The sequence below is a fragment of the Citrobacter sp. S55_ASV_140 genome (assembly GCF_018919505.1).
Lineage (GTDB): Bacteria > Pseudomonadota > Gammaproteobacteria > Enterobacterales > Enterobacteriaceae > Citrobacter > Citrobacter werkmanii.
In genome coordinates this window covers 1-11816 of sequence record NZ_JAHLQZ010000129.1, presented here as the reverse complement: position 1 = coordinate 11816, position 11816 = coordinate 1, and the positions used below count along the sequence as shown (strand labels likewise).

The 11816-nt window shown below is 52.6% G+C and carries 9 protein-coding genes and 1 pseudogene; 6 read left to right on the top strand and 4 right to left on the bottom strand.

Features of this window, described 5'->3' with window-relative positions; translation table 11 throughout:
• The 4 genes from KQJ18_RS16860 to yegQ all read left to right on the top strand — a co-directional run.
• The coding region (locus KQJ18_RS16860) for an MFS transporter (protein ID WP_216422356.1) at positions 1-625 on the top strand (625 nt) is incomplete at its 5' end.
• Positions 625-2028, top strand: a complete 1404-nt coding sequence (baeS, locus tag KQJ18_RS16855; protein ID WP_085047912.1) for a two-component system sensor histidine kinase BaeS — start codon at positions 625-627, stop codon at positions 2026-2028. The genes KQJ18_RS16860 and baeS, both read left to right, overlap by 1 nt.
• Positions 2025-2747: a two-component system response regulator BaeR gene (baeR, locus tag KQJ18_RS16850; RefSeq protein ID WP_038641831.1), complete on the top strand. Its 723-nt coding sequence runs from the start codon at positions 2025-2027 to the stop codon at positions 2745-2747. Before baeS ends, baeR begins: the two co-directional genes overlap by 4 nt.
• Positions 2748-2912: 165 nt before the next feature.
• Positions 2913-4274, top strand: a complete 1362-nt coding sequence (gene yegQ / locus KQJ18_RS16845; RefSeq protein WP_006683890.1) for a tRNA 5-hydroxyuridine modification protein YegQ — start codon at positions 2913-2915, stop codon at positions 4272-4274.
• A gap of 269 nt (positions 4275-4543) precedes the next feature.
• Here yegQ and clpA read toward each other — a convergent pair.
• Positions 4544-6819, bottom strand: a pseudogene (gene clpA, locus KQJ18_RS16840) (ATP-dependent Clp protease ATP-binding subunit ClpA).
• Between the two features lie 30 nt (positions 6820-6849).
• Complete coding sequence (clpS, locus tag KQJ18_RS16835) at positions 6850-7170, bottom strand: ATP-dependent Clp protease adapter ClpS (RefSeq protein WP_006683877.1); 321 nt, start codon at positions 7168-7170, stop codon at positions 6850-6852.
• Between the two features lie 323 nt (positions 7171-7493).
• Here clpS and cspD point away from each other — a divergent pair, with 323 nt between their 5' ends.
• Positions 7494-7718 carry a cold shock-like protein CspD gene (gene cspD / locus KQJ18_RS16830; protein ID WP_003036813.1) on the top strand — a complete coding sequence of 75 codons (225 nt, stop codon included), beginning with the start codon at positions 7494-7496 and terminating at the stop codon, positions 7716-7718.
• Positions 7719-7792: 74 nt separating this feature from the next.
• Here cspD and macB read toward each other — a convergent pair whose 3' ends face one another.
• The gene (macB, locus tag KQJ18_RS16825; protein ID WP_085047909.1) at positions 7793-9739 is read right to left on the bottom strand and encodes a macrolide ABC transporter ATP-binding protein/permease MacB; all 1947 of its coding nucleotides are present in this window, start codon (positions 9737-9739) and stop codon (positions 7793-7795) included.
• A complete protein-coding gene (macA, locus tag KQJ18_RS16820) occupies positions 9736-10851 on the bottom strand; it encodes a macrolide transporter subunit MacA (protein WP_216422355.1) in 1116 nt (371 codons plus the stop codon). The genes macB and macA overlap by 4 nt, the downstream gene beginning before the upstream one ends.
• Positions 10852-11011: 160 nt before the next feature.
• On the opposite strand from macA, the gene KQJ18_RS16815 reads away from it, so the two are divergent.
• Positions 11012-11816 (top strand): VirK/YbjX family protein (locus tag KQJ18_RS16815; protein ID WP_216422353.1); only part of this gene is annotated, 805 nt, incomplete at its 3' end.

The following is an 11816-nucleotide window of genomic DNA, read 5'->3' as shown; positions in this document are numbered from 1 at the left end:
CTCGTTAGGTCTGCTCGGCAGTTTTGCCGGACGCATCGGCAGCGGTATGCTGCCGTTTATGACGCCGGTGTTTTTACAGATTGGCCTCGGTTTTTCACCTTTTCATGCCGGGCTGATGATGGTCCCGATGGTGCTCGGCAGTATGAGCATGAAGCGCATTGTAGTACAGGTCGTTAACCGCTTTGGCTACCGCCGCGTACTGGTCGCCACAACGCTTGGCCTGTCGCTGGTCAGCCTGTTGCTGATGACCACCGCGCTGCTCGGCTGGTATTACGCCCTGCCCTTGGTGCTGTTCTTACAGGGAATGGTCAACTCAACGCGTTTTTCATCCATGAATACCCTGACGCTTAAAGACCTGCCAGACGATCTCGCCAGCAGCGGCAACAGCCTGCTGTCGATGATCATGCAATTGTCGATGAGTATCGGGGTGACTATCGCTGGCCTGTTGCTAGGTATGTTTGGCCAGCAGCATATCGCTATTGACAGCGGCAGTACGCATACCGTCTTTATGTATACCTGGCTGTGCATTGCATTCATTATTGCGCTGCCCGCCATTATTTTTGCCCGCGTGCCGAACGACACGCAAACTAACGCGGTGATTTCACGGCGCAGAAGGAGCACCTGATGAAGTTCTGGCGGCCCGGTATTACCGGCAAACTGTTTCTGGCGATTTTCGCCACCTGCATCGTGTTGCTGATCAGTATGCACTGGGCCGTACGCATTAGCTTCGAACGGGGTTTTATTGACTATATCAAACACGGTAACGAGCAGCGTCTGCAAATGCTCAGCGACGCGTTGAGCGAGCAGTATGAGCAGCATGGCAACTGGCGGTTCTTACGCAATAACGATCGTTTTGTTTTTCAGATCCTGCGCTCATTTGAACACGACAACGACGATGATAAACCTGGTCCCGGCATGCCGCCGCACGGCTGGCGTACCCAATTTTGGGTTGTTGATCAAAACGCTCGCGTGTTGGTCGGCCCGCGCGCTCCGGTCCCTCACGACGGTATGCGCCATCCTATCCGCGTCAACGGTAGCGAAGTGGGTGCCGTGATTGCCTCTCCCGTAGAGCGCTTAACGCGAAATACGGATATCAATTTCGACATGCAGCAAAGACGCTCCAGCTGGCTTATCGTCGCGCTCTCCACAATTCTGGCGGCGCTGGCAACGTTTACGCTGGCGCGCAGCCTGTTGGCCCCGGTCAAGCGACTGGTGGAAGGCACGCATAAACTGGCGGCAGGCGATTTCACCACCCGCGTTGCGCCGACCAGTACCGATGAGCTGGGCAAACTGGCGCAAGACTTCAACCAGCTTGCCAGTACACTGGAAAAAAACCAGCAGATGCGGCGTGACTTTATGGCCGATATTTCTCACGAACTGCGTACGCCGTTGGCGGTGCTACGCGGCGAGCTGGAAGCCATTCAGGATGGGGTACGCCAGTTTACCCCTGACTCCATTACCTCTTTACAGGCAGAAGTCGCAACGCTCACCAAACTGGTGGACGATCTTCATCAGCTCTCCATGTCCGATGAAGGCGCGCTGGCCTATCAGAAAACATCGCTGGATCTTATTCCCCTGCTGGAAGTGGCAAGCGGTGCATTTCGTGAACGCTTTGCCAGTCGTGGATTGACGATACAACTTTCTCTCCCGGACAGCATGACGGTATTTGGCGACAGAGATCGTCTGATGCAATTATTCAACAATCTGCTGGAAAACAGCCTGCGCTATACCGACAGCGGCGGTGGGCTGCATATCAGCGCCGAACAACGTGAACGAATGGTGTTATTAACCTTCGCGGATTCCGCTCCCGGCGTGAGTGAAGAGCAGTTGCAGAAGCTGTTTGAACGGTTTTATCGCACCGAAGGCTCGCGTAACCGCGCCAGCGGAGGTTCCGGCTTGGGGCTGGCGATTTGCGTCAATATCGTCCAGGCGCATAATGGTCTGATCCGCGCCGCCCATTCGCCTTTTGGCGGGGTTAGCATTACAGTAGAGCTACCGCTCGAACGCGATTTACAGAGAGATGTATGACAGAGTTACCCATTGATGAAAACACGCCACGTATTCTGATCGTGGAAGACGAACCCAAGCTGGGACAACTGCTTATCGACTATCTGCGGGCGGCAAGCTACGCGCCTACGCTCATCAGCCATGGCGATCTGGTTCTGCCTTACGTACGTCAAACGCCGCCCGATCTGATCTTATTGGATCTGATGCTGCCCGGCACCGATGGCCTGACCCTGTGTCGGGAAATTCGGCGTTTCTCTGAAGTTCCCATCATGATGGTAACCGCAAAAATCGAAGAGATTGATCGCCTGCTGGGACTGGAGATTGGTGCGGATGATTATATTTGTAAACCCTACAGCCCGCGCGAAGTCGTCGCTCGCGTGAAGACGATCCTGCGTCGTTGTAAACCTCAGCGCGAACTGCAACAAATGGATGCAGACAGCCCGCTAATTGTCGACGAAAGTCGTTTTCAGGCGTCGTGGCGGGGGAAAATGCTCGACTTAACGCCCGCGGAATTCCGCTTACTCAAAACGCTGTCACATGAGCCGGGAAAAGTGTTCTCCCGCGAGCAGTTGCTCAACCATCTGTATGACGATTACCGCGTCGTTACTGACCGCACCATCGACAGCCATATTAAGAACCTGCGACGCAAGCTGGAATCGCTGGATGCGGAGCAGTCATTTATCCGCGCGGTGTATGGCGTAGGGTATCGCTGGGAAGCCGATGCGTGCCGAATTGCGTAATCAGCGATAGTCCAAATGATATCGGGTAAGGCGAAGCGACCACCAGCACAATGACTTTACCTGCCCGCCCCTCAGCGCTACAATGCCCGCCCTTAATATGGGGGCACTCCCCTAACCGCCTCATTAAGTGAGGCGAGTCTGACCTGTCATCAGAACGAGATAATTATGTTTAAACCGGAACTCCTTTCCCCGGCGGGAACGCTGAAAAATATGCGTTACGCTTTCGCCTATGGCGCAGATGCTGTCTATGCGGGCCAACCGCGTTATTCACTGCGCGTACGCAACAACGAATTCAACCACGAAAACCTGCAGCTCGGCATTAATGAAGCCCATGAACTGGGTAAAAAATTCTATGTGGTGGTTAACATCGCGCCGCACAATGCCAAGCTGAAAACCTTCATTCGTGATCTGAAACCGGTGGTGGAAATGGGGCCGGATGCGCTGATCATGTCGGACCCGGGTCTGATTATGCTGGTGCGCGAGAACTTCCCTGACATGGATATTCACCTGTCGGTGCAGGCTAACGCCGTTAACTGGGCGACGGTCAAATTCTGGAAGCAGATGGGGCTGACCCGCGTGATCCTGTCTCGCGAGCTGTCGCTGGAAGAAATTGAAGAGATCCGTACCCAGGTGCCCGATATGGAGATTGAGATCTTCGTTCACGGCGCATTGTGCATGGCCTATTCCGGGCGCTGCCTGCTCTCTGGTTACATCAACAAGCGCGACCCGAACCAGGGCACCTGTACCAATGCCTGCCGCTGGGAATACAACGTGCAGGAAGGGAAAGAAGACGTGGTGGGCAATATCGTCCATAAGTACGAGCCGATCCCGGTACAAAACGTCGAACCCACGCTGGGTATTGGCGCGCCGACAGATAAAGTCTTTATGATTGAAGAAGCCCAGCGACCGGGTGAGTACATGACCGCGTTCGAAGACGAGCACGGCACTTACATCATGAACTCGAAGGATTTGCGTGCTATTGCCCACGTTGAACGTCTGACGCAGATGGGCGTGCATTCGCTGAAGATCGAAGGCCGTACCAAGTCATACTATTATTGTGCACGTACCGCGCAGGTTTATCGCAAAGCGATTGATGATGCCGCTGCCGGCAAACCGTTCGACCCGCAACTGCTGGAGACGCTGGAAGGTCTGGCGCATCGCGGTTACACCGAAGGATTCCTGCGCCGCCATACGCATGACGACTATCAGAACTACGAATACGGTTTCTCTGTGTCGGAGCGTCAGCAGTTTGTTGGCGAATTTACCGGCGAACGTAAAGGCGAACTTGCAGCCGTACTGGTGAAAAACAAATTCACCGTCGGCGACAGCCTGGAGTTGATGACCCCACAGGGCAATATCAACTTTACCCTTGAGCAGATGGAAAACGCGAAAGGCGAAGCCATGCCGGTTGCTCCGGGCGATGGTTACACCGTGTGGATGCCGGTACCTGAGGATATCGATCTGAATTATGCCTTGCTAATGCGTAATTTTGCCGGTGAGTCCACACGTAACCCGCATGCTAAGTAGTTAATTACGGTTATTTTTCAGCGATCGGAAGATTCTTAGAAATCGATCACATACCGTTTCGTTCATTAAGGGTATTATCCCACCCGCTGAAAAACATAACCCATAAATGCTAGCTGTACCAGGAACCACCTCCTTAGCCTGCGTAATCTCCCTTACGCAGGCTTATTTTTTTGCCTGCTGGTTAAATACTCCGGGTACCCCCAATTCAAATCACAACATTCAGGCGAAAAAAAACCGGGCATTACGCCCGGCTCATTAGTGATTAGAACTTAATGTGCGGCTTCTGGCTTGTGCTTTTGCGCACTCTGGAAACCATAGGTCAGCTCATTTTTCTCTTTATCCAACTCAACGGTTACCTGACCACCATCCACCAGCGAACCAAACAGCAGTTCGTTGGCCAATGGTTTTTTCAGGTTGTCCTGAACAACACGCGTCATTGGACGTGCGCCCATCGCGCGGTCATAGCCTTTCTCAGCCAGCCAGTTACGTGCTTCCTGGCTTACTTCCAGCGAGACGCCTTTCTGATCCAGCTGTACCTGCAACTCGACAATAAACTTATCAACAACCTGATGAATCACCTCGGTAGAGAGATGGTCAAACCAGATAATATTGTCGAGACGGTTACGGAACTCCGGCGTAAACACTTTTTTGATTTCGCCCATCGCATCAGTGCTGTTGTCCTGATGAATAAGCCCAATCGATTTACGCTCGGTCTCACGTACCCCGGCGTTGGTGGTCATGACCAGCACCACATTACGGAAGTCCGCCTTACGGCCATTATTGTCGGTCAGCGTACCGTTATCCATTACCTGCAGCAGCAGGTTAAAGACATCCGGGTGCGCTTTTTCGATTTCATCCAACAGCAGGACCGCATGCGGGTGTTTAATGACCGCGTCGGTCAGCAAACCGCCCTGGTCATAACCGACATATCCCGGAGGCGCACCAATCAGACGACTGACGGTGTGACGTTCCATATACTCGGACATATCAAAACGCAGCAGCTCAATGCCGAGCGCTTTGGACAGCTGCACCGTGACTTCGGTCTTACCAACGCCAGTCGGTCCGGCAAACAGGAATGAACCGACAGGTTTATGCTCATGGCCGAGACCGGCACGGCTCATTTTGATCGCTTCAGTCAGCGCCTCAATGGCTTTATCTTGTCCGAATACCAGCATTTTCAGACGGTTACCCAGATTTTTCAGCGTATCACGATCGCTCTGCGACACGCTCTTCTCCGGGATACGCGCGATGCGGGCCACCACGGACTCAATATCGGCAACGTTAACGGTTTTCTTGCGTTTGCTGACCGGTAACAGACGCGCACGCGCCCCCGCTTCATCGATCACATCAATGGCTTTATCCGGCAGATGACGATCGTTGATGTATTTCACCGCCAGTTCGACCGCGGCACGCACTGCTTTCGCGGTGTAGCGAACGTCATGGTGCGCTTCGTATTTCGGTTTCAGACCGTTGATAATCTGCACGGTCTCTTCTACCGACGGCTCAGTGATATCAATTTTCTGGAAACGGCGCGCTAACGCCCGGTCCTTCTCAAAAATATTGCTGAATTCCTGATAGGTCGTGGAGCCTATCACACGGATTTTACCGCTGGAGAGCAGAGGCTTGATTAAGTTCGCCGCATCCACCTGGCCACCCGATGCCGCACCCGCGCCGATAATGGTGTGGATCTCATCAATAAACAGGATGCTGTTGGTATCCTGTTCCAGCTGTTTCAGCAGCGCCTTAAAGCGTTTTTCAAAATCGCCGCGGTATTTGGTGCCCGCCAGCAGCGACCCGATATCCAGAGAGTAAAGGGTGCAGTCCGCCATAACTTCCGGCACGTCGCCCTGGACAATACGCCAGGCAAGGCCTTCGGCAATCGCGGTTTTACCGACGCCAGATTCACCCACCAACAGCGGGTTGTTTTTTCTACGGCGGCAGAGTACCTGAATGGCGCGCTCCAGCTCTTTTTCCCGGCCAATGAGCGGATCAATTCCACCCACACGGGCAAGCTGGTTAAGGTTAGTCGTGAAGTTCTCCATACGGTCCTCCCCGCCAGCTTGCTCTTCGTTATTTGGCTGATTCCCGGAGTCAGAAGACTGACTTGGTTCGTCTTTGCGCGTGCCATGAGAAATAAAATTCACCACGTCCAGGCGACTCACTTCATGCTTGCGCAGCAGATAGGCCGCCTGAGATTCCTGCTCGCTAAAAATGGCTACCAGAACATTTGCGCCGGTAACTTCATTGCGCCCGGAGGACTGAACATGAAAGACCGCACGTGCAGTACACGCTGAAAACTCAACGTTGGCTGCGTGTCGCGCTCTTCTTCACTGGCAGGCAATACGGGTGTGGTTTGTTCAATGAAGGCTTCGAGTTCCTGACGGAGCGCCACCAGATCCACAGAACACGCTTCCAGCGCTTCGCGGGCCGATGGGTTACTGAGCAACGCCAGTAACAAGTGCTCGACGGTCATAAACTCATGTCGGTGCTCGCGCGCTCTGGCGAAAGCCATGTTTAAACTGAGTTCCAGTTCTTGATTGAGCATAGGCACCTCCCCCAATATTTATGCCTGCATTCAGGCTTTTTCCAGCGTACACAGCAACGGATGCTCGTTCTCCCTTGCATATTTGTTCACCATCGCGACTTTGGTTTCAGCCACTTCGGCAGTGAATACGCCGCAGATAGCTTTACCTTGATAGTGAACTGCAAGCATCAGTTGCGTTGCACGTTCTACATCATAAGAAAAGAATTTTTGTAACACGTCAATAACAAACTCCATCGGAGTGTAATCATCATTGATTAATATCACTTTATACATAGATGGCGGTTTTAGCGCGTCGCGCAATTTGTCTTCCGCCAGCAGATCGAAATCCAGCCAGTCGTTCGTCTTACTCATTGTCAGTCGTCATCTTCAGTTACGGTTTCCGGCAGAAAATGTTGCCGCTGACAAGCAGCCTATGCACACAATCAATCTACCTCAAGTATTAGATAACTATCATCTATTAGTGTCATCCGCGACATCTGTCACAGAACCGACAATAGCGTTAACTGCTTCAAATTTTGATGCATTTTTACCCTATTCCATCCGTCTGACGCTTGACGCCCCGCCTGATTTCTCTAAATTGTAGTTTCGAGAGTTGGCGAGGTTTTGAACAGCCCCCACTCCGCAACCGGTTCATTCCATCTTACTTATATAAGATCTACGAAGGATGTCGAAGTATGGAAACGGGTACTGTTAAGTGGTTCAACAACGCCAAAGGGTTTGGTTTCATCTGCCCCGAAGGCGGCGGCGAAGACATTTTCGCCCATTACTCCACCATTCAGATGGATGGTTACAGAACGCTAAAAGCCGGACAGTCTGTCCAGTTTGATGTCCACCAGGGGCCAAAAGGCAATCATGCCAGTGTCATCGTGCCTGTCATTGAAGCAGAAGCCGTCGCTTAACCCTTCTGTTTCATTGTGTACATCCCGCAGTCAAAATGCCAGCCCTTGCGGCTGGCATTTTTATCTCTGTAACATTATTCCCGCGCTAACGCATCTACCGGATCAAGCCGCGCCGCATTACGCGCCGGTAACCAGCCAAACAAAATTCCGGTAGCGGTTGAGCACAGGAATGCCGTGAGCAGCGCAACGGGTGAGAAGCCAATTTCCCAGCCGGGCAGGAATAACTGTAGCGTAAAGGCGATCAGCATCGACAACGTGATGCCCAACGCGCCGCCAACCAGACATACCAGCACCGCTTCAATGAGGAACTGTTGCAGCACATCACTGGCGCGCGCGCCAACCGCCATACGAATGCCAATCTCGCGCGTTCGTTCGGTTACCGAAACCAGCATAATATTCATCACGCCGATCCCACCTACCACCAGCGAAATGACCGCCACCAGCGTCAGGAAGAGTTGTAATGTACGTGTGGTCTTTTCGGCGGTTTTCAAGACGCCGTCCATATTCCAGGTAAAGAAATCTTTCTTCCCATGGCGTAACGACAACAGACGGGTAAGTTGCTGCTCAGCCTGAGCGCTATCAAAACCGTCCTTCACTCGCACGGTGATTGAGTTCAGCCACGATTGCCCCATAATTCGCCCGGACATGGTGCTGTAAGGCAGCCAGACCCGCAGGATCTTACTACTGCCGAACATCGACTGTTTCTCCTCTGCAACGCCAATCACCGTAGCAGGCATATTTCCCACCAAAATGACCTCGCCCACCACCTTCGCTTTGTTGGGGAACAACTGACGTCGGGTATTACTGTCAAGCACCACCACCTGCGCCCGACCAGCCAGTTGCTCAGCGTTAAAGGTGGTGCCTTCGCTAAACGTCATGCCATAGACATTGAAATAGTCGCCGCTAACGCCGTTCGCACTGGCTGCCACGTCAATATTACCGTAGCGTAGCCGCAGGTTCTTCGACACCGCAGGCGTCACCGAACTCACCCAGGGCTGTTTCTGCAGCGCGGTTAAATCATCATATTTCAGCGCCTGTTGATACTGCGGATCGTCATCGCCGAAATCTTTGCCGGGATAGATATCAATGGTATTGGTACCGATAGCGCGAATGTCTGCCAGCACCAGCTGTTTTGCCGCATCCCCCACCACCACAATTGAAACCACCGAAGCAATACCGATGATAATCCCCAGCATGGTCAGCAGCGTACGCATCTTATTCGCAGCCATTGCCAGCCAGGCCATGGTGAGCGCTTCGCGAAAACCGCTGATAAACTGACTCCAGCCGGATACTGTTTTCACTGTCGACTCGGAGATTTCGCGTCCGCCAGAAGATTTGTGCGGCGGCGGATTACGTACGATCTCTCCGTCGCGAATTTCAATGACGCGCTCGGCCTGCGCGGCGACCTGGCTGTCGTGCGTAACGATAATTACCGTATGTCCGCGATCGCGAAGTTGATGCAAAATCGCCATCACCTCTTCGCCAGAATGGCTATCCAACGCGCCGGTGGGTTCGTCGGCAAGAATCACCTGCCCACCGTTCATCAGCGCACGCGCAATACTGACCCGCTGCTGCTGACCACCGGAAAGCTGGGAAGGCTGATAGTCAACCCTGTCGCCCAGCCCCAGCCGCTGGAGTAATTCCTGCGCACGAGCCAGACGTTGCTTACGTTCAGTCCCGGCATAGACCGCTGGCACCTCAACATTTTGCGCGGCGCTCAAATGCGACAGCAAATGATAACGCTGGAAGATAAAACCGAAATGCTCGCGTCGCAGCTGCGCTAACGCATCGCTATCGAGAGTGGATACATCGCGCCCGGCCACCCGATACGTGCCGCTGGTAGGTTTATCAAGACAGCCGAGAATGTTCATCAGCGTTGATTTACCCGAACCAGACGCGCCGACAATCGCCACCATTTCACCGGCCTGAATGCTCAAGGAAACGTCCTTTAACACCTCGACCTGCCCTTCGCCTGACGGGTAACTGCGGCGGATATTGCTCAGCTCAAGCAATGCCGTCATTTCGCCACTCCAGGATTGCCCTCGCCGGTAATGACTTCATCTCCCTCTTCCAGCCCCTTCACAATCTCCACATCGGTGTCATTGCGCGCGCCGATCACCACCTCACGCTCGCGGGTTTCGCCGTTACGCAGCAGCCTGACGTTATAGCGATTATTGCCAATAGGATCGCCCAGCGCCGACAGCGGGATAGTCAGGACATTTTTGACATCCGTGAGCTGAATATGAACTTGTGCGGTCATATCCAGACGCAGGATCCCTTTCGGATTAGGCACTTCAAAGCGGGCATAGTAGAAAATCGCATCATTCACTTTTTCCGGCGTCGGCAGGACATCTTTCAGCGTACCTTCGTAGCGCGTCTGTGGATCGCCCAGGACGGTGAACCAGGCTTTTTGTCCGGGATGCAGGTGAATAACATCCGCCTCGGAAACCTGCGCTTTCACCAGCATGGTACTCATGTCTGCTAGCGTCAGAATGTTAGGCGCCTGCTGGGCGGCAATAACGGTTTGTCCTTGCAGGGTGGTTATTTGCGTAACCTCGCCCGCCATCGGCGCCACAATGCGGGTGTAATCAAGGTTGGTCTTTGCTGTATCAAGAGAGGCTTGATTACGCTTAATCTGCGCATCAATGGTGCCGATTTGCGCCTGTTTGACCGCCATTTCGGTAGCCGCGGTATCGAGATCCTGTTGTGAAACCGCCTGGGTTTTCGCCAACTGTTGCTGACGGGAAAGCGTCACCCGCGCCAGCTTCCACTCGGCTTCAGCCTGTAAACGCTGAGCGCGTAATTCCATCAGCGTCGCTTCAACCTCTTTGATCTGGTTTTGCGCCTGTTCAGGATCGATAACGCCAAGCAGTTGATCTTTTTTTACTTTATCGCCAATCGCGACCGACAGCGTTTTTAACTGCCCACTGACCTGCGCCCCGACGTCAACTTTTCGCAGCGCATCCAGTTTCCCGGTTGCCAGTACGCTTTGCTGAAGATCGCCTGGACGAACAATTAACGTTTGATACTGAGGTAAAGGCGCATTAAGCGTTCGCCATAGTGCAATTATCGCCACAATAAGGATGATGGCGAAGATAAAATAGCGTTTTTTGATTTTTCCCTTGAGCTTCATAAATGTCCCAATTTCCCCCAATACGTCCATCAGAGTGGAGTGTTAAACGTCAACGTTAAATAAATAGCCGTTGAAAAGCGCAAGAATAACAGAGTTATTGATGAATGGTTAAGATCCGCTGTGCTGAAATTAATGCCAGGGTATCAATCGGATTTATATTATGAGTCAACTAACTGAAAGCGCTTTTCTTTCCAGCAAACCCATCACCAGCCTGGGTCTTTTTTACAGCCTGAGCCGCGGTCAATTACGGCCTGCACAGTGTTGGGATAAACGGAGCTTTCGGCGTAAGTTTATCTGGCGTTCATTGCTGATACCTCGCCTTACCCAGGAATGGATGACTGAACTGGCGCAGTGGCCGGAGCTTGAAGACCTGCTCGCCCGTCAACCCCGACTGCCCGTTCGTCTGCATCGTCCTTACCTTGCCGCCAACTTCGATCCCAGAATGCGATTAGATGCGGTGCGTTTTCATTATCATGTTATCCGCCATGCATTTTTACCTGGTGAATTTAACGCTTTATTAAGTCATGACGGCTTACAGTTGGCGCAAATTGCAGGTAAAGATAACGAGATATTTACCGTGACCATGATGATGTTTCCGGTACTGGATAAAGAGGGTGAAAGTACCATTCTGGTGCGAAATGGCGATGGTGACGAACTGACTAAAATGACATTTACGTTCTGCGAATATAATGGGAAAAGTACATTATTTATCGGCGGCATGCAGGGCAATTCACAACTTCCGCACGAAGCAACACAAAAAGCGACCAAATCCTGCCACGGAATATTCCCCAAACGCCTTGTTATGGAAGCCATTTGTCGTTTAGCGGAACAATTGAATATCGAAAAGGTAATGGCTGTCAGTAACGAGCAGCATATCTTTCGCAGTCCGCGTTACAACGATAAAAACAAAGTGATTCTTTCCGACTACAACGCATTTTGGGCGTCGCTTGGCGGCGAGTGCGACA